Origin of the sequence: Wolbachia endosymbiont (group A) of Alloplasta piceator, from assembly GCF_964028505.1 — a bacterium.
Lineage (GTDB): Bacteria > Pseudomonadota > Alphaproteobacteria > Rickettsiales > Anaplasmataceae > Wolbachia > Wolbachia pipientis.
In genome coordinates this window covers 100,923-122,640 of sequence record NZ_OZ034793.1, presented here as the reverse complement: position 1 = coordinate 122,640, position 21,718 = coordinate 100,923, and the positions used below count along the sequence as shown (strand labels likewise).

General features: G+C 36.3%; 22 protein-coding genes, 3 tRNA genes and 4 pseudogenes. 12 read left to right on the top strand and 17 right to left on the bottom strand.

Going from position 1 to position 21,718, the window contains the following annotated elements; genetic code table 11:
* Window positions 1-8 precede the first annotated feature (8 nt).
* A complete protein-coding gene (gene nth, locus ABWU31_RS00665; protein ID WP_006279797.1) occupies window positions 9-647 on the top strand; it encodes an endonuclease III in 639 nt (212 codons plus the stop codon).
* 164 nt (window positions 648-811) lie between these two features.
* A protein-coding gene (locus tag ABWU31_RS00660; protein WP_353271062.1) for an IS5-like element ISWpi1 family transposase occupies window positions 812-1,644 on the top strand; the annotation gives its coding sequence in 2 pieces (ribosomal slippage) (window positions 812-1,181 and window positions 1,181-1,644; 834 coding nt in all).
* Between the two features lie 23 nt (window positions 1,645-1,667).
* Here ABWU31_RS00660 and ABWU31_RS00655 read toward each other — a convergent pair.
* Window positions 1,668-3,050 (bottom strand): annotated as a pseudogene (locus ABWU31_RS00655) (IS66-like element ISWen3 family transposase).
* 68 nt (window positions 3,051-3,118) lie between these two features.
* Window positions 3,119-3,604 (bottom strand): annotated as a pseudogene (locus ABWU31_RS00650) (ATPase domain-containing protein); the annotation flags it as partial.
* 255 nt (window positions 3,605-3,859) lie between these two features.
* On the opposite strand from ABWU31_RS00650, the gene ABWU31_RS00645 reads away from it, so the two are divergent.
* Entirely contained in the window at window positions 3,860-4,036 is a 177-nt protein-coding gene (locus ABWU31_RS00645) for a hypothetical protein (protein WP_155968924.1), read from the top strand.
* A gap of 321 nt (window positions 4,037-4,357) precedes the next feature.
* Here ABWU31_RS00645 and ABWU31_RS00640 read toward each other — a convergent pair.
* From ABWU31_RS00640 to ABWU31_RS00600, 9 genes and pseudogenes are all read right to left on the bottom strand, one after another.
* Window positions 4,358-5,180: pseudogene (locus ABWU31_RS00640) on the bottom strand (IS5 family transposase).
* Between the two features lie 93 nt (window positions 5,181-5,273).
* Window positions 5,274-6,011: a putative folate metabolism gamma-glutamate ligase gene (locus ABWU31_RS00635; protein WP_338482543.1), complete on the bottom strand. Its 738-nt coding sequence runs from the start codon at window positions 6,009-6,011 to the stop codon at window positions 5,274-5,276.
* 1 nt (window position 6,012) lies between these two features.
* The gene (locus tag ABWU31_RS00630; RefSeq protein WP_006279286.1) at window positions 6,013-6,492 is read right to left on the bottom strand and encodes a dihydrofolate reductase; all 480 of its coding nucleotides are present in this window, start codon (window positions 6,490-6,492) and stop codon (window positions 6,013-6,015) included.
* Complete coding sequence (gene folP, locus ABWU31_RS00625) at window positions 6,486-7,769, bottom strand: dihydropteroate synthase (protein ID WP_353271247.1); 1,284 nt, start codon at window positions 7,767-7,769, stop codon at window positions 6,486-6,488. Before folP ends, ABWU31_RS00630 begins: the two co-directional genes overlap by 7 nt.
* Window positions 7,766-8,152, bottom strand: coding sequence for a dihydroneopterin aldolase (locus ABWU31_RS00620; protein WP_007548841.1), 387 nt, complete (start codon window positions 8,150-8,152; stop codon window positions 7,766-7,768). The genes folP and ABWU31_RS00620 overlap by 4 nt, the downstream gene beginning before the upstream one ends.
* 39 nt (window positions 8,153-8,191) lie before the next feature.
* Complete coding sequence (locus ABWU31_RS00615) at window positions 8,192-8,848, bottom strand: CADD family putative folate metabolism protein (RefSeq protein ID WP_353271246.1); 657 nt, start codon at window positions 8,846-8,848, stop codon at window positions 8,192-8,194.
* 78 nt (window positions 8,849-8,926) lie between these two features.
* Window positions 8,927-9,003: transfer RNA gene (locus ABWU31_RS00610), tRNA-Ile, on the bottom strand.
* A gap of 42 nt (window positions 9,004-9,045) precedes the next feature.
* Complete coding sequence (trxA, locus tag ABWU31_RS00605) at window positions 9,046-9,369, bottom strand: thioredoxin (protein WP_006279168.1); 324 nt, start codon at window positions 9,367-9,369, stop codon at window positions 9,046-9,048.
* A 116-nt stretch (window positions 9,370-9,485) separates the two neighbouring features.
* Entirely contained in the window at window positions 9,486-10,106 is a 621-nt protein-coding gene (locus ABWU31_RS00600; protein WP_010962900.1) for a ribonuclease D, read from the bottom strand.
* A 180-nt stretch (window positions 10,107-10,286) separates the two neighbouring features.
* Between ABWU31_RS00600 and ABWU31_RS00595 the strand changes: the two genes are divergently transcribed.
* From ABWU31_RS00595 to gpmI, 5 genes are all read left to right on the top strand, one after another.
* Window positions 10,287-10,359 (top strand) — tRNA-Gly (locus ABWU31_RS00595).
* Between the two features lie 653 nt (window positions 10,360-11,012).
* Window positions 11,013-11,342 (top strand): transposase, encoded by a 330-nt coding sequence (locus ABWU31_RS00590; protein WP_007548762.1) that lies wholly within the window; start codon window positions 11,013-11,015, stop codon window positions 11,340-11,342.
* Complete coding sequence (locus ABWU31_RS00585; RefSeq protein WP_082246250.1) at window positions 11,326-11,961, top strand: transposase; 636 nt, start codon at window positions 11,326-11,328, stop codon at window positions 11,959-11,961. The genes ABWU31_RS00590 and ABWU31_RS00585 overlap by 17 nt, the downstream gene beginning before the upstream one ends.
* A 673-nt stretch (window positions 11,962-12,634) precedes the next feature.
* A tRNA-Asn gene (locus tag ABWU31_RS00580) sits at window positions 12,635-12,706 on the top strand.
* Between the two features lie 33 nt (window positions 12,707-12,739).
* Window positions 12,740-14,260 (top strand): 2,3-bisphosphoglycerate-independent phosphoglycerate mutase, encoded by a 1,521-nt coding sequence (gene gpmI, locus ABWU31_RS00575; RefSeq protein WP_353271245.1) that lies wholly within the window; start codon window positions 12,740-12,742, stop codon window positions 14,258-14,260.
* Between the two features lie 39 nt (window positions 14,261-14,299).
* Here gpmI and fabD read toward each other — a convergent pair whose 3' ends face one another.
* Window positions 14,300-15,280, bottom strand: a complete 981-nt coding sequence (gene fabD / locus ABWU31_RS00570; protein WP_353271244.1) for an ACP S-malonyltransferase — start codon at window positions 15,278-15,280, stop codon at window positions 14,300-14,302.
* 128 nt (window positions 15,281-15,408) lie between these two features.
* Here fabD and rpmE point away from each other — a divergent pair, with 128 nt between their 5' ends.
* The 3 genes from rpmE (at window position 15,409) to ABWU31_RS00555 (ending at window position 17,992) form a co-directional block, all read left to right on the top strand.
* Window positions 15,409-15,612 carry a 50S ribosomal protein L31 gene (gene rpmE, locus ABWU31_RS00565; RefSeq protein ID WP_007548602.1) on the top strand — a complete coding sequence of 68 codons (204 nt, stop codon included), beginning with the start codon at window positions 15,409-15,411 and terminating at the stop codon, window positions 15,610-15,612.
* A 38-nt stretch (window positions 15,613-15,650) separates the two neighbouring features.
* Window positions 15,651-16,445 carry an NAD kinase gene (locus ABWU31_RS00560; RefSeq protein WP_077188301.1) on the top strand — a complete coding sequence of 265 codons (795 nt, stop codon included), beginning with the start codon at window positions 15,651-15,653 and terminating at the stop codon, window positions 16,443-16,445.
* 83 nt (window positions 16,446-16,528) lie between these two features.
* Complete coding sequence (locus ABWU31_RS00555) at window positions 16,529-17,992, top strand: hypothetical protein (RefSeq protein WP_353271243.1); 1,464 nt, start codon at window positions 16,529-16,531, stop codon at window positions 17,990-17,992.
* A 240-nt stretch (window positions 17,993-18,232) separates the two neighbouring features.
* Here ABWU31_RS00555 and ABWU31_RS00550 read toward each other — a convergent pair whose 3' ends face one another.
* The 5 genes and pseudogenes from ABWU31_RS00550 to ABWU31_RS00530 all read right to left on the bottom strand — a co-directional run bounded on the left by ABWU31_RS00550 (window position 18,233) and on the right by ABWU31_RS00530 (window position 20,407).
* Window positions 18,233-18,397 (bottom strand): IS3 family transposase, encoded by a 165-nt coding sequence (locus ABWU31_RS00550; protein WP_081600772.1) that lies wholly within the window; start codon window positions 18,395-18,397, stop codon window positions 18,233-18,235.
* Between the two features lie 238 nt (window positions 18,398-18,635).
* The gene (locus ABWU31_RS00545) at window positions 18,636-18,851 is read right to left on the bottom strand and encodes an IS3 family transposase (RefSeq protein ID WP_245836010.1); all 216 of its coding nucleotides are present in this window, start codon (window positions 18,849-18,851) and stop codon (window positions 18,636-18,638) included.
* A gap of 147 nt (window positions 18,852-18,998) precedes the next feature.
* Window positions 18,999-19,283 carry a transposase gene (locus ABWU31_RS00540; RefSeq protein ID WP_038198869.1) on the bottom strand — a complete coding sequence of 95 codons (285 nt, stop codon included), beginning with the start codon at window positions 19,281-19,283 and terminating at the stop codon, window positions 18,999-19,001.
* Window positions 19,284-19,355: 72 nt separating this feature from the next.
* A pseudogene (locus ABWU31_RS00535) lies at window positions 19,356-20,008 on the bottom strand (IS630 family transposase); the annotation flags it as partial.
* A gap of 33 nt (window positions 20,009-20,041) precedes the next feature.
* Window positions 20,042-20,407 (bottom strand): transposase, encoded by a 366-nt coding sequence (locus ABWU31_RS00530; protein ID WP_155969141.1) that lies wholly within the window; start codon window positions 20,405-20,407, stop codon window positions 20,042-20,044.
* A gap of 448 nt (window positions 20,408-20,855) precedes the next feature.
* Between ABWU31_RS00530 and ABWU31_RS00525 the strand changes: the two genes are divergently transcribed.
* On the top strand, window positions 20,856-21,539 hold the full coding sequence (locus ABWU31_RS00525; protein WP_353271242.1) for a P44/Msp2 family outer membrane protein: 684 nt from the start codon (window positions 20,856-20,858) through the stop codon (window positions 21,537-21,539).
* The last annotated feature ends 179 nt before the right edge of the window (window positions 21,540-21,718 follow it).

Here is a 21,718-nt window from a genome sequence, read left to right as displayed (position 1 = left end):
TAAATGAAATGGACTCAAAAAAAGTAGAACTAATATTTGAAAAGTTTCAACAATCAAATCCTGCGCCAAAAATAGAGCTAAATTATACCAATCATTTTACGTTACTGGTTGCGATAGTTTTATCAGCGCGGACAACTGATGTAAGCGTTAATAAAATTACAAGAGAACTATTTAATATCGCTGATACGCCAGAAAAAATGCTGAGCTTTGGGCAGAGTGAGCTGAAAAAATGCATAAGCAGTATTGGTTTATATAATTCCAAAGCAAAAAATATAATCGGGCTTAGTAAAATATTGGTAGAACGATACAACAGCAAAGTACCTACTAATTTTGATGATTTGGTGTCTTTGCCTGGAGTGGGGAGAAAGAGCGCTAATGTGTTCTTAAATTCGGGGCTGGGCATTCCAACATTGGCAGTTGATACTCACGTTTTTAGAGTGAGCAATAGAATTGGGCTTGTGAAAGAAAAAGATGTGTTTAAAACAGAGCAATCTCTTTTAAATGTGGTTCCCAAAAAATACCTACTTTATGCTCATCATTGGCTAGTTTTGCATGGTAGATATGTTTGCAAAGCACAGAAACCTTCGTGTGAAACGTGCATAATTCATGATTTATGTGAATTTGAGTGCAAAAGGTATAAAGTCTAGTATTTCTTCTTTTGTCATCCAAGTAGCTATAGAAACGAAAAAACTTACTTGACACATTTTGCTGGAATGATACAAGTTATGTATCCGTTCAGGAGAGTGGTTTAAGAGGTTGTCCGGAAACAAGTAAAAGGCTATAATATCTGAAATTTTAGTACGGGGTAAAGATGAGAAAAAAGTATCCAACAGATCTAAGCGAAAGGGAATGGGCAAGAATAGAAAAACACTTCAGAGTATCATACAAGAAAGGAGGAAGGCCGCCAAAGTATAGCAAAAGAGAAATATTAGAAGCAATTTTCTATGTATTGCGTACAGGGTGTCAATGGCGGTATTTACCAAATGATTTTCCGCTATGGAAGACTGTGTATGAGCAGTTCAGGCAATGGAAGAAGCAGGGAATTTTTGAGAAAATGAATTATGAAATTACAAAATATAGTAGAAGAAAAATAGGAAGGAATGAGCAGCCGAGTGCCTGTATAGTAGATAGTCAATCTGTAAAGACTACAGAAAAGGGGGGATCAAAGGCTATGATGGAAGTAAAAAAGTAAAGGGTAGAAAAAGGCATATAATTACAGACACTCAGGGTTTTATACTAGGTTGTTACGTAGGCGCTGCTAACGAAAATGATAGAGATGGTATTAAAATAGCATTAAACAATATGAGAACAAAATATACTAAAGTTAAAAAAATGTGGGCTGACATGGGATACCAAGGAAGAAATTCAAAGAATCACATAAAGGAAGAATATGACATAGATATTGAAATTGTTACAAGGCCTCCATGTAGATTTTGGGTGCACAAAGATACGCCACCTGAGCTACTACCAACAAGAGAACAAGGGTTTAAAGTACAGCCAAGAAGATGGGTTGTAGAAAGGACTTTTGCTTGGGTTAATAGGAATAGAAGGCTATCGAAGGAGTATGATTTACTCACAACATCCACTGAGAATTTCATATACCTAGCTATGAGTAGGGTTATGTTAAAGAGGGAATATGCTTGAATTTACTAGTTTCCGGACAACCTCTAAGAAACAATAGATAGGAGATTTTGGAAAGGATTGAGACCCCTTTGTTTCCAAGTTAAGTATAATGAAATTATCCGCTCAAGGAATGTATTTCCCCGCTTTGATTGTGTAAAATATGAGTTTTTGCGATAAACGACATAATGCCGAATTTGCCGTTCAGCGTGGTTATTTGTCAGCGGAATATTTTCTGGGTCATCTAAAAATTTCCACATCATTCTTTCAGATCTCAGAACATTTTTTGCAACTCGAGAGGCTCCAATTGCTTCAGGTAAACGAGATATCTCCTTCAAGTAATACTTTGTACGTTTTCTTAATTTTCTGGCACGTCTGACAAACCTCAAAACATCTATCTCACTTTTTAGTAAAGCTTTTTTTAGTGCAAATAATTCAGTGGCCACGTTTCTCAAGTAACAACCCAGAACTTTAACTTCAATATTCCAACTATGTGCTAATCTTTCAAAATCTCTTGATAAATGTGCCCAACAGATTTGCCTGTTTTTATCGGCAAAATAATTCTATGCTGCATACCTGTCAGTTATTACCAAGCTATTGCGATTGCAGAATTTACTATTTTGTAAAACTTTCATTCCTCTTGACTCTGTAAATTTTACAAAACTTGCCGTATTGCTTGCAAACATCCAACACCAAGCGAGTTTACCTTTGTTATAATGGCTCGTTTCATCAATATGTAGAACTTTACTCCTACTTATCTCTTGTTCGATCTGCTCATACATTTTTTTGCATTTTGAAGCAACTCTATGTTCACTATTTGATATGCTACCGACGCTTATGTTCAAATTGAAGATATCATTTACGACACTCGCTATTTCGCGTTTTGAATTTTTGTAGAATCCGCTGAACGCTGCAATTATTGACTTAACCCTTGGACCAAATGTATCTGGCGTAACACCTTCCGGTAACTTGCTACTTCTTCTCTTTCCGCATCTCCGACAACGGCCATGTTCTAACTGATATTCCACTACATAAGGCTTGATTTCTGGAAGATCAACTTTCTGATGAATATATGGTTTTTCACATATTGCAATTTCTCCTCCGCATTCGCAAGTATTAGGCAACTCTATCTTTACTACTTTATCTGCATCCATGTTGGCGCGAAAACTTCCTTTATGACCAACCTGACCGCCAATATTCCTTTCGCTTTTCGGCTTATTCTTTTTTATTTTATACAACTCTTTGGAACTTGGTATTGATGAATTTTTTGAGCTTAAACCGAGTCTTTCTCTTAACTCAGCATTTTCTATCTTTAAAGCCTTATTTTCTGCTTTTAAACTTTCATTCTCTTTTTCCAATCTTTCTATTTTTGCTTCTAACCTTTCTATTTTTTGCTGTAAATTTTTGCAAAGTTCTAAAAGGTTTACCATATTATTTCACTTTTGCTCTATGATTATCTTTTTAGATCACCTTGTCTACCTTATTCTGCCACTCCGCTGAACGGATACCTTTTGTTTTCCTTTATTGTTGCTACTACATCAGTTAAAGACACTGTAGACAAAAGCTTAATTTTAGGTTCATTTATCTTAAGACGCTTTGCTCTGAGGCTCACTTGCTCTAAAGATTCCTCGCCGGATACATAAAGACATTCAAAAGAGGAAAGTTGCACAACATTAGCTGCAATTCTAAGCAAAAGGGTAGATTTCCCAATTCCAGGTTCGCCACCAATTAAAATGCTAGCACCTTGAACGATACCTCCACCAAAAACTCTATCTAATTCTTCTATTCCTGTTAAAAAACGACTTGGAGTGATAATTTCGCTACCCGATAACGTCTTTATTAAAATTGGCGCAGATATACTTCTTTTGCCCGTTTTTACTGCTATTTCCTCAACAACTGTATCCCAATTGTCACATGCAATACACTTCCCTACCCACCTGCCAGTGCTGTGACCACAGGATTGACATACATATACAGTTTTCATCAAAGCCAAAATTATTTTGTTGTAATTGTAATAAAAATTAGCTGAATATGCGAAGTAAATCTATAGCTAACCCAAGAAAGGGTTCCCTATGTCATACCGCGATTCATTCGCGGTATCTCTAGATCCCGCTAACACGTAGGGGAATGACGAGGTCATGCCGCCGCAAACCGTCATACCGCCGCGGTATCTCTTAGCCGCTAACACGTAGCGGGATGACGGTTGTCGTTTAGCTACAAACGTTAAGAAATTTACCAAATGAAAAAAAAGGCAAAAGAAGCCCTGGGGTTATTATCCGCTTTAAAATATTGGCGTTTTTTATGTTTTAAACGCTTGACAAGCAAGATTAAGCTGCTTTTAATTGCAACTAACTTACGCTGCAAATGTTTAAGAAGTTTACTAAGCAGAAAAAAAGACAAAGAATCCCCGAGTTAGCTAGTCTTTTACTATCTCTGTCGAGTATTGGCATTTTTTGATGTCTTGTAACGCTTTATAAGCGCGTTCAGCTTATTTAGATAAAAATCTAGATGTAGATGAAGTTTTGTAAAGACATACAGTATCTATGTACTGCAAAAAATTAAACATAAGACGCCGATACATTAAGTAATCCTTACCTTTTAATCTGCAGATTGGCGAAAGCAAATACAATAGCTTCAGTTTTATGATAAGGGTGCTGGCGAAGGGTGTCAAGCAAGTTTTTTGTTTCTATTCCCAATGTTATATGGTTATGTAAGAGGTTGTCCACAAACCAGTAAATCAAGCATATTCCCTACTTAACATAACTTTACTCATAGCCAGATATATGAAACTTTCAGTAGATGTTGTAAGTAAATCGTACTCCTTTGATAGCCTTCTATTTCTATTGATCCAAGCAAAAGTCCTCTCTACCACCCACCTTCTCGGCTGTACTGAAAATCCAGGATCCCGTTGTGGCAATAGTTCTAGTGGTGTATCTTTATGCACCCAAAACTTACATGGAGGCCTTTTGACAATTTCAATATCTATCCCATATTCTCTCTTTACGTAATCCTTTAAATCTTTTCCTTGGTATCCCATATCAGCCCACATTTTCTTAATATTGCTGTATTTTTCCTTCATATTGTCCAATGCCATCTTCACCCCATCTCTGTCATTTTCGCTTGCAGCTCCTACATAGCAACCAAGCACAAATCCTTGAGTATCTGTGATTATATGTCTTTTTCTCCCCTTTACCTTTTTCGCACCATCATAACCTTTGCCCCCCCTTTTTCCGTGGTTTTTACCGATTGACTGTCCACTATGCATGCGCTCGGCTTCCCATTTTTGACCTACTATATTTAGTGATATCATAGTTCATTTTCTCAAAAATTCCCTGCTTTTTCCATCTTCTAAACTGTTCATGCACAGCCTTCCACGGCGGAAAATCGTGTGGTAAATAGCGCCATTGACATCCTGTGCGCAGTATATAAAGAATTGCATTTACTATCTCACACTTACTGTATTTTGGTGGCCTTCCTCCTTTCTTGTACGATACTCTGAAGTGTTTTTCTATTCTTGCCCATTCCCTTTTACTTAAATCTGTTGGATATTTTTTCCTCATCTCTTACCTCAATATTCTTTCTTTATATACTACGTATTCCTTGGTTTGTGGACAACCTCTAAGAAGTCTAATAGCAAATTTTTAAGTTCCTCTTTAACTCTTTAACCAGCGGGCTCGCATGAGGAGAGGAGAGTAAAGGTCCTCTTCCATAGATATCTTCACACTTTTTTCTTCTTCTGTAGTTGGCGGATGAGTAAGAAAGTGAACCTTTGGTGCACCACTAATTATTGCCATCGGTGTTTGCTCTGCCCCTTCTCCCATAACTAAAACAGCAGATGTTGCCAGTGCATCAAGAAGATTGACTTGTGTTACTTGCAGTGGTTGATTATAAAGATCTGGCTTGCCTATATAGGAATAAAGTGGTTCAAATCCACACCAACCAAGAGCAACGCCCGTAACCCCAAGGCGCATAGGTGTTATGTTACTATCTGTAATCAAAATACCAAGATGTTTTATGCAGTGTTTTGTCTTGAGATAGTTCCATATTGATAGAGCTGTTTTCTGAACATCCTTTGGGTATAAAATATACATTTCATTACCATTTGATTCATCAATACCAGCAGATGGAATTAAGATATTGTCTTTGATTGTTAAATAGATGCCGTAAGAATTATGGTCTACATCAACAATTGCATCAGCTTCTCTTTTGATTAGCTCTTCTTTAGAACAAGCAGTTTTGCAAACCACTTGTTTTTGACAAATAGAAATGATTTTTGATGTGATAGCAAGAACAACTTCCTCTCTTAGCAACTCTGAAACATAGCAATCAAGAACCTGCTCTAATACTTCTCCACATTCAATGCGGTGGGTATAAATTGCTTCAACATGCATATTAACGTGTCAGCTTGCATATAGTATAATCTTTTGTTTGAGCAAGAGCGGTTTTATACCATCCATCAAGAAGTGTTAAGTTGAAATATACATCACCTTTATAAAGTCTGTGAATTTCTGTTATGATAAACTCTGAAATTAGATCATACTCCAAAAAAAGGTGCGCTATTTGTGCTCCACCAATCATGAAGACTTTAGAACTACTTTGGATTGACAAAAACTCTTGCATAGAAGAAATAATAGTGCATTTTACTCCTCTGTTAAAACAAGAATTTAATTTGTTACGAGAAAAAACAACAGGGATACGATCCTTCAATATGTTTTGAGGCATAGTTTCAAATGTTTTTCTTCCCATAACAATAACTTGTTTGTCAGTCACCTGACGAAAATGATCTAACTCACTTGGATAATGCCAGGGCAATCCATTATTTATTCCAATTACCCCCTTGGGATCAACAGCCATAATTCCGATAACTAGCATCCCTGTAAAGCAGCTTGAGCTACAAAGAATCGCATGTGATCACGCACATTATGCACTCGAAGGAAATCAACCTTGTTGTGCAATGCAGATGATAAAGCAATTGTTTCTAAATCTCGGTTAAAGACAGGTTCTGTAGAAAAAGAAGAAATAAATGACTTTCTAGAATGACCAACCAGAACTTTGCAGCCAAAATTTTGTAACGTTTCTATACTGCGTAAAATCTGGATATTCTGGTACATAGATTTGCCAAAACCAATACCAGGATCAATAATGATCGAGCTTTGATCAAAACCTAGAGCTAGTAATCTATTAATGTTCCTTTCTGCCCAATTACTTATGGTATCAATTGGATCAATGTCACTTGGGATAATGTTGTCACTATGTGGTGGTATGGAGAGTGAATGCATAATAACGATACTACATCCACTGCTAGCAATCGCTTTTAAGGTATTATCATCTAGATCTCCCTTCTGATCGTTTACCCAGGCAATGTTGTAGTGCTCCAAAACGTTCAAAATAACATCTGGCCAGAAACTATCAATGCTGACTTTAATGTCACCAACTTTCATATATTGATTAAGGTCATCAAGCACTGGTTTTAAGCGTGCATACTCTGCTTTTGGAGTTTGTATTGAGGAGCCAGGTCTTGTTGATTGAGCACCAAGTTCAACTATGCTTGCACCATCTGATAACAGCCGCAGTGCCTGCTTGGTTGCTTGATCTGCATCATAATAAAGACCACCATCTGAAAATGAATCAGGAGTAATATTGACAATACCTATAAGCTCTGGTGAAAGCGTAAAACTCCTTAAAAAGCAATCCTTAATGTTAGGGTTAACAGTACCAAACGTTTTGTTAACTACTGCCATGGGACTCAGCATTGCCATCAAGTGAAGCAAAAATGGTCTGTTTATCAATTCTGGGTGAGGAATCTTAAGGTAGGGTGTATCAAGTGTCAGGTCATCCCATAACAAAATATCCAAATCAATAACGCGAGGTGCCCATTTTTCATAGACCTGCAGACGGCCAATGTCACATTCAATTTGTTTAAGGCCCTTTAACAGCTCTTCAGGAGAAGAAGAACAACTTCCATACACAACCATATTTAGAAATGGCCTATCCCACCCAGGTGGAGCATCATTTGGTAAAATAGCCTTAGTTTCCAGAATAATTGAAGATTTTAAATTTTTAAAATAGCCTTCCTGCAGTAACTGAGCAGCCTTTTGTAAATGGGAAAAGCGATTCCCCATATTTGAGCCAATAGAAATGTAAATCATTCTTGCAACGCATTACGATAAGTAAAGAAAACACCTCCATGCACACTGGGGACAGGTGGTGCAACTTTGTGAATAGTTACGCCTATAGAAGAAATAATAAGCTTTTTTTGCATCACAAGGTTATTAATGGTCCTGTATATATCATGAGTTAAATGCTCGATTAAGTTGAATTGCTTGCTTTGAACGAGAGATTGAATACTCTGAACTACCTCCAAGTAGCATATAGTATCCTCAAGCCGGTCAGTTGTAAGTCCTAAAGGGGGGGATTTAAAGGTAAAATCAATATTAACACTAACTAATTGAGAATGATACTTCTCTTCTGCACTATAGCCTAAATGAACCCAAAGCCGTAAGTCAGATATAAGAAGATTACATGCAGACATTGCATTCCAACATCACTGAGTTTAAGCTACTTACAACTACTAACACACGCTAGCATTCATCATTCCATCAAGAAAACCCCACAAGAGCCTTGCTCCCTTTTGAGCACTCTGCATAACTTTATCTTGCTCTTTTTCATCTAGATCTTCAATAAGATTTGCACATTCCTCAGAATGCCATTCATCAGCATGCATATGGACCGTAAAAAATTGAAGAGAACGCTCATCACTTATTGAATAGTGTTTTTTTAAACCTTCAATTTTAGACTTAGAAACCTCTGGAGTTTGACGTTCATAAGCATAAAGTGCACCCAAACCGGAAGCAAAATCTGATCGTACAATATCAAAGTAACCGTCAACTAATTCTTGTGTCTCCTTAACTTGTGCATCTTCAAGAAGATCAGACCGTGCTACTCCAAGTCCTTCAGCAAAACGCTTCCATAACTCTGGATGATTTTCATCACCTTGTTCTTCTTCTATCAAATTACCAAGCAAAACCTGTCGCATTTTTAGATCTGGGCACAAAAAATGTATACCACTGATATAACGAGGAAACGCAGCAACGTGGTGATAATATTCTTTAGCATAGGTTTGTAAAGCTTGCAAGCTTAAGCTTCCTGTATTCCATGACTGGTAAAATGGATGATTTAGTAAGTGCAATTCATCTAACTTGTTATTTAGAGACTTAGTAAATTCCATCATTTCCCCCATTACATTAATATATAGTTCATATACTATAGTTTTCTCATTGTTACGATCATGCTAAGATCAATACAATGGTGGGATTGGTAGGACTCGAACCTACGGCCAATTCGTTATGAGCGAACTGCTCTAACCGACTGAGCTACAATCCCTTTTATCAATATTTATAATACACACAAAAGCAAATTTGTCTATTAGCTTATTTCACTATCAACCCAACTTGACAAATCATTTGTTGCACCAATTTTGCGTGCAATTTCCTTACCATCTTGAAATATGATTAAAGTGGGTATAGATTGCACTCCATACTTACTTGGCACTTCAGTCCCTTCATCTATGTCGAATTTGCAGATCTTAATCTTGCCTTTTCTGTCTTTAGCCAATTGTTCGATACGTGGCATTAGACTTTTACATGGCCCACACCATTCTGCCCAAAAGTCTATCAGAACAAACCCTTTATAGTCAGTGACTTCAGATTTGAAATTTTGATCATTTACCGATGTAATATCATCACTCATAAAATACCTAAATTTTTGTAAAATATAGCGTATCTATTAGCAGTTAATCAACTAAATTCTTACCGCAGAGCTTGAAAAATTGCCCTAAAGTGTTTTGCACAAACAAAAAACTTCTATTACATCTGGTGGTTAAAGATATCCACGTTTTCCCAACCCATTAAGTCTAACTCAATACGAGTAGGAAGAAATTCAAAGCACTTTTGGGCCAATTCTTTTCTATTTTCACGTTCCAGCATTAAGTCTAGCTTTTCCTTTATCCTGTGGAGATACAAAACATCAGATGCAGCATAACTTTTTTGTTTGTCTGTTAAATTTTCATTTCCCCAATCAGAAGATTGCTGCTGCTTATTTAGTTTGGTATCAAGCAGCTCTAAGCACAACTCTTTTAAGCTATGATTATCTGTGTAAGTACGAACTAAACGTGAAGCTATCTTTGTGCAATAGCACGGAAGTGCCCAAGTTTCCAAGTAATAACGTATTATGCTTACATCAAATCGCGCGAAGTGAAATATTTTAGTTATATTTTTATCCTCTAATATTTTTCTCAAATTTGGCGCTGTATAATCGTTCTTGAGTTGAACTAAGTGAGCGTTGCCATCATTAAAAGAGAGCTGCACAAGGCATAATCTATCTCTGCTATGAAGTAGCCCCATTGCCTCGGTATCAACAGCTATAGACCTTATATCATCTGGTATTGAACTAGCTGGCAAGTCGTCTTTATATAAAAATATTCCCATAAAATTAATACATTTTTTGGCACAATTGAAAACCTATGATAATCAAAAATGAGTCTTAAGTATACGAAAAGATCATAGAAGGAACCACGCAAATTTATGGGCTCTCACATTTTTCGTGTACACGGGGTTTACAAATCGCTGTATATGCCTATAATTAAGTAAATTTAGGTTAATTTAATTGCGGGAGTAGCTCAGTTGGTAGAGCGCAACCTTGCCAAGGTTGAGGTCGAGGGTTCGAACCCCTTCTCCCGCTCTTTGCTTTCAAAATCATTTCGTCAAAAATCCCTTGACAAACTCCGCCAGCCCCCTTATCATGAAACTGAAGCTATTTATTTATCTTCTCTGTACAGATTAAATGACAAAAAAACTCACGTATCTGGCGTCCCATGTTTAATTTTTTGCACTATGTGCACCTTATGTCTTTATAAAATTTCTAGGTTTTTACCTAATATAAGCTGAAATGCGCTATTTAAAACATCAAAAAACGCCGATTTAAAAAATGGATAGTGAATAACTAGCTACCCTAGGGTTTCTTTTGCCTTTTTTTCTGTTTAGTAAATTTCTTAATGTTTATAATTTAGATTAGTTGCGGCTTAAAAGCAACTAAATCGCGGTTATTAAGCGTTTAGAATAAAAAAACGCCATACTTGAAAGTATAATGTAAGTAATTAGCCAACCACGGGGCTTCTTTTGCCTTTTTTTTCGTTTGGTAAATTCCTTAATATTTATAGCTAAGAGAGCCCAAGAGAGGTGTCATTCCAGCGCGTGACGCTGGAATCCAAAAAAAAGGATGATGTCATCCCAGTGCGTGACACTGGGATGGCTTTGTTGCATAGCAACTGAAAAATCTGGTGGCTACTGACAAAATTCATTATAAAATAGCCATTTAACCTTGAAAGAAAAAATATGCCACAAAAAATGAGGGTCAGTAACCATAGCGAATATAACAAATTTCTAGAAAAAAGAGGAAATATTTTTCATTATATCAACGAAGCCATAGAAAAGTGGTACGAGAATGGTCCAAAAATACCAGGTGGCAACAATATTTATAGCGATAAAGTTGTAATTTTGGTGCACATAATAACTTGTTTATTTAGAATAGGCCTGAGGCAAACAGTTGGGTTTATAGCAGGATACCTTGAGCAAATTGGGAAAAATTTGCAAGTTATCAGCTATTCACAATCATCAAGAAGGTTTAAGAAACTCAATATTAAGATCAATGATTGCAGAAAATAATATGGAAGATATCGAAATTGCTATAGACAGTACAGGAATTAGTATATACAACAACACTCCTGGTCATAGCAAAGAAAATAGCGAAGATAGAAAGTATCGCAGCTATGAACAGACAAGAAAATTGCATGTAATGTTGAATACAAACAGCAAAAAAGCCATAGCTGTAAAATACAGTAACGGTGTCTACTCTGATCACTATGGAGCTTGTGATTTGCTAAAAGAAGTCGATTTTCAGTATGTCATAAAAGTACTATATGCAGATAGGGCATATGACAGAGAAAAGCTCTATAAGCTGTGTAATCAATATGGTATAAAAACGAAAATTCCTCCGAAAAACAACGCAGCAGAGCATCCAAAATTGGATTATATGCTTGATAGAAATGCCGCTATTCAGTTAATGAAATTACATGGTGAGAATGGTATAAAAAGATGGAAAGAAGAAGTAAATTACGGAAAAAGATCGTATATTGAAGGATTTTTCTCAAGGTTGAAGCGAATATTTGGGTTTAGTTTTAGGAGCAAATCTGAAATTAATCGTGAGAAGGAACTGCTACTCAAGTGTTATTTGCTTAACAAATTTACTGAAATAGGCATGGCTAAGTTTGAGATAGCTTCATGAATTTATTGTACGTTACCTACTATCCGAAGAGCGATGCAACAAAGCCATCCCAGTGTCACGCACTGGGATGACACCCTCCTAGTAGAAACGCTTTTGTAATTGCAACATTCGTGCAATCTTTAGCCATAAACATTAAGAAATTTACCAAATAAAAAAAAAGGCAAAAGAAGCCCCGTGGTGGTTGGATATTTACCATGTACTAAAATATCGGCGTTTTTTTTATTCTAAAACGCTTGATTAAGAGCGATTTAGCTGCTTTTAACTTGCAACTAACCTACACCGCAAGTGTTTAAGAAATTTACCAAGCAGGAAAAAAGGCAAAGAAACCCTAGGATAGCTAGTATTCAAATTCTCCCTTGTCAATTTGACGTTTTTTGCTGTCTTAAACGCTTTGTAAGCGCGTTTCGGCTTATATAGGTAAAAAGCTAAAAATTTTTAAAGACATGCGGTGCACGTAGTGCGAAAAATTAAACATGAGACGCCAAATACCCTAAGTTTTTTGTCATTAACCTGCACAGATTGCGAAGATAAATAAATAGCTTCAGTTTCATGACAAGAGGGCTGGCGGAGTTTGTCAAGTAAGTTTTTTCGTTTCTGTGACCAGTTGGACTTAAAGTCTACACAAAAAACGTTTACAACCAACGTTCAACATGGTAAATTAAAAACGGTTTATTCCTCGGTAGCTCAGTGGTAGAGCAGTTGGCTGTTAACCAATTGGTCGCTGGTTCGAATCCGGCCCGGGGAGCGTTTCTCTGTGAAATTCTAGTGTTGATTTTATATGAACATTAAATCAGTGGTTTTATGTATACTAGATGGCTGGGGAAATGGAATAGAGAATAATAAATACAACGCTATCAGCAACGCAAATCCACTCTGTTGGCAATATATTAGCTCTAATTATCCAAAATGCAGTTTATCCGCCTGTGGAGCTGATGTGGGGTTACCTGGTGGTCAAATAGGTAATTCAGAAGTTGGCCATATGAATATTGGCAGTGGTAGAGTAGTAATGCAAAGCCTTCAGCGCATTAATCAAGAGATTGGAACAATAGAAAACAATGCAAATCTACAAAGTTTTATTAGTAATCTAAAAAGTAAGAACGGAGTATGCCATATAATGGGATTAGTGTCAGATGGCGGTGTTCATTCGCATCAAAAGCATATTTCAACTTTAGCAAATAAAATATCACAGCATGGAATAAAAGTGGTGATACATGCATTTTTAGATGGCAGAGACACATTGCCAAATTCAGGAAAAAAATGCATTCAAGAATTTACAAAGAGTATAAAGGGAAATGACACAAGAATTGCTACTGTTTCTGGGCGTTACTATGCTATGGACCGTGACAACAGGTGGAAGAGAACAATCGAAGCTTATGAGGCTATCGCATTTGCAAAGGCACCTTGTCATGATAATGCAGTATCGTTGATTGAGAATAACTATCAAAATAACATAACTGATGAGTTTATCAGGCCCTCAGTAATAGGTGATTATCAAGGTATAAAACCAGAAGATGGAGTGCTGTTGGCTAACTTTCGTGCTGATCGAATGATACAATTAGCAAGTATTTTGCTTGGCAAAACAGATTACGCTAAGGTAGCAAAATTCTCTTCAATTTTAAGTATGATGAAGTATAAAGAAGATCTCAAAATTCCTTATATTTTTCCTCCTACTTCTTTCGCTGATACTCTAGGACAAACAATAGAAGAAAATAAATTACGACAATTACGTATCGCCGAAACCGAGAAATACGCTCATGTGACTTTCTTTTTCAATTGTGGAAAAGAAGAACCTTTCTCTGGTGAAGAAAGAATACTCATTCCCTCACCAAAAGTTCAAACTTACGATTTGCAGCCCGAAATGTCAGCCTTCGAGCTCACAGAAAAGCTTGTAGAAAAAATTCACTCCCAAGAATTCGCACTGATAGTTGTAAATTACGCTAATCCTGATATGGTAGGGCATACAGGTAATATAAAAGCAGCCGAGAAAGCTGTGCTAGCTGTAGATGATTGTCTTGCGAAAGTGCTGAATGCTGTTAAAAAGTCAAGCAACACCGCATTAATTGTTACTGCAGACCATGGTAACGTGGAATGTATGTTCGATGAAGAAAATAATACACCTCATACAGCACACACTCTAAATAAAGTGCCATTTATTGTGTCTTGCGATAATCTAAAACTAAGAGACGGAAGGTTATCTGACATTGCCCCTACTATTTTACAGCTACTTGGAATTAAAAAACCAAACGAAATGACAGGCAGTTCGTTGATTTCTTGCATTACCCTCTGTCATTCCAGCTAGGCAGCGTTATGCACCGGAATGACATCAAATAGATGTGTTTTAACTTAATCCAACTTTTAAATTTTTCGCTGTTAGTACTAATGATTCATTAAAGAAGCTGTCAATATCACCAATACTATCTATATTTTTTGTACTGATAGATTGGTCAATTCTTTTGACCAAATTAGATAAAACTTTATTAGGGCCAATTTCAACAAATTTGTTAATGCCACGGCTTGACATATACAAAACCATTTCTCTCCATTTCACTCTGCTTACAACTTGCTTGGCGAGTAAAGTTTTTATAACTTTGGGATCACTCTCCTCTTTAGCTGTAACATTTGATATCAAAGGAACTATAGGACGGGTTATTTTAATACCCTTCAAAAACTCCAAAACTTTTTCATCAGCAGGTTTCATAAGAGATGAATGAAAAGGCCCACTAACCTGTAATTTAATTAGTTTCCTCACACTCGAGTTTTTGAATAAATCGGGTAACATTTCAAGAGCTTCTCTAGTGCCACTTATAACCACTTGTCCGCCACCGTTATCGTTTGCAATTTCACAAATTCCGTCAATTTGAACTGATTTCAATACATCTTCCACTTCATTTATCTCTGCTCCAAGCAACGCAACCATTCCGCCTTTACATTTCAGTGAAGCTTCATGCATTGCTTCGCTGCGAACTTTCAGCAGCTTGATTGCAGACTCAAGCGTTAACGCTCCTGCAGCACACAGCGCTGTATATTCGCCAACTGAATGCCCACAAACATATTTAACATTGTGATCAGTGAAAAGAGATTTGCCAAACACATGCTCCATAACACGTAGCATTGCAATTGATACTGCCATTATAGCTGGCTGAGCGTTTTCTGTAATGGTTAATTCTTCAATAGGACCGTTGAAGATTAAATGAGACAGCTTTCTATCCAATATGCTATCTACTTCATTAAATACTTGTCTTGCAACAGAAAACTCACTATATAAGCTCTTTCCCATTCCTACAAACTGAGAGCCCTGACCGGGGAAAGCAAAAATCATGATAGTTATTATTTATTCCTTATTAGATATACTACTTTATTTATTTTTTGTCAATATTTTAGAATAATGATTGACTTAGTGAATTAAGTTCACTAGAATATTAACTGACTAAAAATTTATAAACAACAATGAATTATCATAAAATTATTATAGTTATGACAGACGGTCAAGAGTTTGAAACTCGTTCCACTTATGGAAAGGAGGGAGATAGGGTAAAACTTGATAGAGATCCTCTTACTCACCCTGCATGGACTGGAAGTTTGACAAGCGGGTTAGCAAGTAAAACTAGCAAATTAGCTAAGTTTAACGATAAATATGGAAGCATTTTCTAATTTTCCTCCTCTTTAAGTTTTAGAGAGTTTACTGAAGCATGCATAAATACAAAAATATAGGCTATGTTGTTTCTCCATCACCAAAATCGCAGGAAGTGTCTAAACTATTAAAGAAACTTAATTTTATCAATATAACAGAAGAAAATAAGTCCGAAATTGATCTACTGATAGTTGTTGGCGGTGATGGCTTTATGCTGCGTACCTTGCATAATTACGTTATAGAAAATAAAAACATGCATGTGTATGGGGTAAATACCGGCAATGTTGGGTTTTTGATGAATAAATGCTTTAGCCGCAGTGAAGATTTAATTGATCATATAGAACATGCAACTTCAACTCAGTTAACTTTGCTAAAAATGGAAGCAACAGACACAAGTGGCAAGAGGTATCACTACATAGCGGTAAACGAGGTATATGTTTTTAGAAAAGCAAACCAAATAGTAGAAATGAATATCACTATTAATGATAAGCTAAAAGTAGAAAAATTTAGAGGGGACGGAGTAATATTATCTACTCCCACAGGTAGCACTGCATATAACTTCTCTGCCGGTGGCCCAATCTTGCCGCTAAATTCAAATTTACTTGCATTAACCTCTATCAATAGCTATTACCCAAGGCATTGGAATGGAGCGTTAATATCAAACGATACAATCGTACAAATTGACATTAACGACACAAAAAACCGTCCAGCACTTGTAGTATCAGATTACAAAGAATTTCATGATATATCACAGATAAAAATACAAAAAGACCATGAGAACACAATCACTTTGCTTTTTGACAAAGATTACCCTCTGAATGAAAGAATCTTTGATAGACAATTTCTATACTAATAATTATCCGTAAATTGGTATTTACTATATCTTAATAACTATAGCGTAATCAATGCAGCATAGTAATTAACTTTGGAGTGAATATGCATGGGTCAGTCGAAAAATCAACAGTAAAATTAACTTCTTACGAACAAACAGGTGACAATAGCAAGATAACACTAAAAGATCCACCATCGTCTGAAGAAGCAGGAAATGCTATCTCAAGTGTACTGAATGTAGTACCACGTGTGCAGGGAATGTCACATGAAGAATCAGATGATGAGGAAGTGGATCCTACTTATGCATCTGTAAATCGACAAAAAGATGGTGATGGAGCACCACCGATTTTGCCAAAAGCTCCAGGTTTACAAGACAAAGAAGACAAAAATTTGTTTGGTCTTAGTACTGAAGTACTACCTCCTTCCCTAGAAGAAACAAAAGGTGAGACTCATGATTGGGTGTCACAAACAGCAAGTTTAGGTTTAGGAGGATTATCTGGTAATGGATCAGAAGAACATATTTATGCAGCTATAGACCCAAATGCAAAATCTTCGAAAAAGAGTTTAGACAGTGGAATAGGTGGTCAAAACTCAAAAGATGATTTAGGTGCGTCTTCAAATACTTTACCATCGTATAAAAGCAAAGATGACTCTGAAGAGTCTTTGTCACTAAATTCTGATATAGGTAGCACAACAAATAAAAAAACAAACAGATTCTTGCCAAGAGCAAAGTATGCCATGCAGCAGAAGGGTTTTATAATTTTTGGTGCAAGTGCTATTATACTCAGTATATCTGCAGCTTTATTATATTTACAAGATAAAGCAAAATTTATTGCATTTTTTACAAACAGCCCAAAATATATCACTATACCAGTTATCGCACTTGCTGCATTGCTTACAATTGGTCCAATATTTTTTGCAACAAGGCAATTTATAGATACTGAAGAACATTCCATTCAAAAAAAAGATGCGGATAAAATTTTAGCTGAGGTGTTGGAGCACCAGCCAAAAGATAAAGCTATAAAATCTGTAAGACTGGAATATAGCAATGGCACTCATTCAAATTTTGTACTTAATGCTTGGGAAGCTAAACAAGGCTTCACTAACATTGACGAAAAAGTAATTACTAGAACTAATAAAATAAAATCAGTAATTAACGACAGACCAATATTTACTGCATTATTTACTGGTGTAGTTGCTGCAAATATAGCGTTTCCTCTAGGGCTACTTGCAACACATGGTGTTAATGGTGTACAAAAATTTTACCAAAACCCTTTGACTAATAACATAGGATTATCATTACTTATAGGTTCTGGTATACTTGCATTACTCATTGTGGGTTTTGGCATACATTATTATAGAAAAACAAATTGCACTAATCTTATATATTCGCAGGAAAAGATTGACCCTGAAAGCGTTAACAAGAAATTCATTGAAGAAATAAAACACGAAAGAACAAATGTTCTTGGGGAAAACCACGGTAAAGACGCTAAACGCAGCAGCTTAACGCTTGAGCAAGTTGTGGTTCAATCTCATAATTGTAAGGATGTTGTTTATAGTGTCGGTTAATAAAATGCATGATATAGCTAGTGCAGCCCTACGTCATACCGCTGCAGACCGTCATACCGCGATTCATTCGCGATATCTCTAGATCCCGCTAACACGTAGCGGGATGACGATTGTCAGGGTAGCACCTCCCTCCCCTGTCATCCAAGTAGCTGACTGACCTTACCCAGAAAAAGTGGAGAGAAAGTTTGGAATGTTTTTCACAAAGAGAATGATGAATCAAAATGCTCAGGAATGCAATAGTTAATAGTGACGTTGTTTGTTATAAAAAATTTCTATATATTCAAATATAGCAGTTTTGATATGCTGTTTAGAGTGCCGAGAGGTGTCTATTGGTAACTCCCTTTTTAGAGAACTGAAGAAGCTTTCCACAACAGAATTGTCGTAACAACAACCTTTATGACTCATCTATGTTTTTTATGGATAAGAGATATTGATAACCTTGCACAGTATATTGTGAACCTTGATCACTATGTAATAGTAGATTTTTGGCAGGTTTACGCTTGTTAACGGCCATTAATAAAGAGTCCATAACCTATTGTTTATTTATTGAACTGCTCATTAACTACCATGCGTGAATATAGATCGATTATTGTTGCCAAATATAGCCATCCTTCTTTGGTTTTTATATAAGTAATCCCATACTTTATTTGGTTGATCGACAATAAAGTTTTGGTCTAATATATTGGGAGCTACTGTCCGTTTGTTGTTTCTTAATTTTAAATTTTCTTCTCAATATAGCCTGAATACCATTTTTCTGCATAATACTTTGCACTGTTTTTAAGTTGCAACTTTTACCCAAAGCCTTCAATTCAGCATGAATTTTAGGAGCTCCATATCTACATTTAGAAGCTTGATATATTTTTTGAATATCTGCTAATAACTCTTTATTTGCTGATTCTCTACTGCTTATTTTCCTTGTAGTCCACTTATAGTAGCCACTAGCAGAAAACCCTACATAATTCCTGCACTTTATAGTGTTTACTATGCTCTTTTATGAAAAAATATTTTACTCTTTTTGACTGGCCAGGGCTTTTTTTAAAATGTCTCTTTCTCTTGTTACTTTTGCTAACTCTTTCTGTAAATCAAATCTCTCTTTGTCATAAGGTGCTACATCTGGAAATGCATTTGCCGCTGACTTTTTTTCGTTATATTTCTTCATCCATTTTCCTAATACACTATCCCTTATTCCTAGATCTCTTGCTACTTTTGCAACTGGTTGACCTACCTTTCTTTGTTCATTTGCCAGCTTAACAGCTTCCAATTTGAATTCTGCCGTATATTCTCTTGCCATTTCTAATCCTCCAAAATTTTATTTTACTCGAAAAAACTCCTTTCTTTCTCTCCACTTTTTCTGGGTAAGGTCAGTCTGTCCAGGTTCCAAGATCGGTGTCAAAAATTGCTCAAACCATCCATTAAAAACACCCATATTACAGTGGCCTTCAAAGGTTAACGGAACAACTATCTTTCTTCCACTTAAGGCTGCAACCATACTGATTCGTTGAGTTTTCTTTCCAGATTTTAAGGCATAAAACCGCTGTCCTTTCTGGCAATATCCGTAGGGGTAGTCTTCGGTGTTATCAATGCCAGACTCATCTATATACACTAAGTTTTTAGGTTCTTTTGTCGCTATAATTTTCAAAAATTCAGCACGTTTTTCTTCGTTTCTTTCCTTGTATCCATATGTCTTTTTTTGCGCGTAAATCCAATTTTTTTAAGGGCTCGATAGATCGTTTGGATACTAACGTTGTTCCAAAGTTTAGCCATTTCCGATAGAGTCTTTCCTCCGTGTTCTCTGGCAAATTTGGCAAAGGTACCCCAGTCGGTAATTTTGTGATTGTAACCCCCATTTCCAAGTTTTTTTGATTGAAAGTCTCCTGTTTCTTTTCTTCTTTGCTGCCACTCCCATAAAGTAGTTCGTCCAATCTTAAATCTTGCTGCCACTGTTTCTCTGCTTTCTCCTTCGTCTAGAGCTTCCATTGCTTTTTTTCTTAAATCATAACTATATGCTGCTGGCATTCAACCTCCTTATCATCATCTACCCTTATCCTATCACATCCGGACTTTTATGGAAAGAGCTATATTTTTATCAATTCTGCAATCATTTATCTTAATATTAAGTTTCTTAAACCTTCTTGATGCTTGTGAATAGCTGATAACTGCCAAATCTCTTCCTATTTGTTGCAAATACCCTTTTATAAACCCGACTGTTTGTCTTAAACCAATTCTAAAGAAACTGACGATTATATGCACCAAAATCACAACTTTATCACTATAAATATAGTTGCCGCCCTGCATTTTTGGACAATTCTCGTACCAATTTTCTATGGCGTCATTGATATAACAAAAAATGCTTCCTCTTTCTTGGAGAAATTTGTTATATTCATGGCAGTTACTGACTCTCATTTTTTGTGGCATATTTTTTCTTCAACAGTTAAATGGCTATTTATAATGAATTTTGTCAGTAACTGCCAGTTCTTTTCACTTGAGCGATGCAACAAAGCCATCCCAGTGTCACGCACTGGGATGACAAGAAGAGGGTACTTGAATAAGAGGCATTGCCCTCCTGGTAGACTCAAATTGCAATGTTCGTGTAGTTATGGATTCATTCGCGGTATCTCATCCGCTAACAAGCAGCGGAATGACGAGGTCTTTCGATAGTAAATCTTACCTATGTTAGCTATACCAAAAAATCAAGAGTAAAAAAGTCGTGTAACTCTATTTATTCATTAATAAAATCTTTGTCTTCTCCTAAAAATTAGTTAAAATGTAGGATATTTTGTGTTATTAAGTTAGCACTTGACTTAACTTTAGTTGTTACTTAGACTGCTAAAGTGGAATTTTAATTTTTTTTACGAGGACAATTATGCATTATAAAAAGTTTTTTTCAGCAGCCGCTTTAGCAACGTTGCTAAGTTTATCAAACTCTGCTTTTTCAGATCCTGTTGGTCCAATAAGTGATGAAGAAACTAGCTACTACGTTCGTTTGCAATACAACGGTGAAATTTTACCTCTTTTCACAAAAGTTGATGGTATTACCTATAAGAAAGGCAATAGTAATTACAGTCCATTAAAAGCGTCTTTTATAGCTGGTGGTGGTGCGTTTGGTTACAAAATGGACGACATCAGGGTTGATGTTGAAGGAGTTTATTCATACCTAAACAAAAATGATGTTACAGATGCAAAATTTACGCCAGATACTATTGCAGACAGTTTAACAGCAATTTCAGGACTAGTTAACGTTTATTACGATATAGCAATTGAAGATATGCCTATCACTCCATATATTGGTGTTGGCGTTGGTGCAGCGTATATTAGCACACCTTTGGCAACTGCTGTGAGTAGTCAAAATGATAAATTTGCTTTTGCTGGTCAAGCAAGAGCTGGTGTTAGTTACGATGTAACTCCAGAAGTCAAACTTTACGCTGGAGCTCGCTATTTCGGTTCTTATGGTGCTAACTTTGATAAAACTGACAAAGACGGCAAAGGGGAACTCAAAGTTCTTTACAGCACTGTTGGTGCAGAAGCTGGAGTAGCGTTTAATTTCTAGTCTATCTCAATCTTGTTATCCCAGTGGGTTTTTTCTTGTCATCCAAGTAGCATGACACTGGGATCTAGAAAAAAGAAATGTGGATTCCAGTGTCAAGGCACTGGAATAACACTATTTGCTATGTGTTTAAGCTATAACGTTTACCATTGTACTGGTAGAATATCATCTAAAGTTACATG

What these genes read in the sequence shown, in the direction of transcription:
- trxA (WP_006279168.1), bottom strand. Translation starts at nt 9,369, where the DNA reads ATGAGTGATGATATTACATCGGTAAATGATCAAAATTTCAAATCTGAA.
- folP (WP_353271247.1), bottom strand. Translation starts at nt 7,769, where the DNA reads ATGATTTACATTTCTATTGGCTCAAATATGGGGAATCGCTTTTCCCAT.
- ABWU31_RS00585 (WP_082246250.1), top strand. Translation starts at nt 11,326, where the DNA reads ATGATTGCAGAAAATAATATGGAAGATATCGAAATTGCTATAGACAGT.
- ABWU31_RS00550 (WP_081600772.1), bottom strand. Translation starts at nt 18,397, where the DNA reads ATGAGTCATAAAGGTTGTTGTTACGACAATTCTGTTGTGGAAAGCTTC.
- ABWU31_RS00555 (WP_353271243.1), top strand. Translation starts at nt 16,529, where the DNA reads ATGCATGGGTCAGTCGAAAAATCAACAGTAAAATTAACTTCTTACGAA.
- rpmE (WP_007548602.1), top strand. Translation starts at nt 15,409, where the DNA reads ATGAATTATCATAAAATTATTATAGTTATGACAGACGGTCAAGAGTTT.
- nth (WP_006279797.1), top strand. Translation starts at nt 9, where the DNA reads ATGGACTCAAAAAAAGTAGAACTAATATTTGAAAAGTTTCAACAATCA.
- ABWU31_RS00600 (WP_010962900.1), bottom strand. Translation starts at nt 10,106, where the DNA reads ATGGGAATATTTTTATATAAAGACGACTTGCCAGCTAGTTCAATACCA.
- ABWU31_RS00530 (WP_155969141.1), bottom strand. Translation starts at nt 20,407, where the DNA reads ATGCCACAAAAAATGAGAGTCAGTAACTGCCATGAATATAACAAATTT.
- ABWU31_RS00540 (WP_038198869.1), bottom strand. Translation starts at nt 19,283, where the DNA reads ATGGCAAGAGAATATACGGCAGAATTCAAATTGGAAGCTGTTAAGCTG.
- ABWU31_RS00525 (WP_353271242.1), top strand. Translation starts at nt 20,856, where the DNA reads ATGCATTATAAAAAGTTTTTTTCAGCAGCCGCTTTAGCAACGTTGCTA.
- ABWU31_RS00645 (WP_155968924.1), top strand. Translation starts at nt 3,860, where the DNA reads ATGAAAAAAAAGGCAAAAGAAGCCCTGGGGTTATTATCCGCTTTAAAA.
- fabD (WP_353271244.1), bottom strand. Translation starts at nt 15,280, where the DNA reads ATGATTTTTGCTTTCCCCGGTCAGGGCTCTCAGTTTGTAGGAATGGGA.
- ABWU31_RS00560 (WP_077188301.1), top strand. Translation starts at nt 15,651, where the DNA reads ATGCATAAATACAAAAATATAGGCTATGTTGTTTCTCCATCACCAAAA.
- ABWU31_RS00615 (WP_353271246.1), bottom strand. Translation starts at nt 8,848, where the DNA reads ATGGAATTTACTAAGTCTCTAAATAACAAGTTAGATGAATTGCACTTA.
- ABWU31_RS00630 (WP_006279286.1), bottom strand. Translation starts at nt 6,492, where the DNA reads ATGCTAGTTATCGGAATTATGGCTGTTGATCCCAAGGGGGTAATTGGA.
- ABWU31_RS00590 (WP_007548762.1), top strand. Translation starts at nt 11,013, where the DNA reads ATGCCACAAAAAATGAGGGTCAGTAACCATAGCGAATATAACAAATTT.
- gpmI (WP_353271245.1), top strand. Translation starts at nt 12,740, where the DNA reads ATGAACATTAAATCAGTGGTTTTATGTATACTAGATGGCTGGGGAAAT.
- ABWU31_RS00635 (WP_338482543.1), bottom strand. Translation starts at nt 6,011, where the DNA reads ATGCATGTTGAAGCAATTTATACCCACCGCATTGAATGTGGAGAAGTA.
- ABWU31_RS00620 (WP_007548841.1), bottom strand. Translation starts at nt 8,152, where the DNA reads ATGTCTGCATGTAATCTTCTTATATCTGACTTACGGCTTTGGGTTCAT.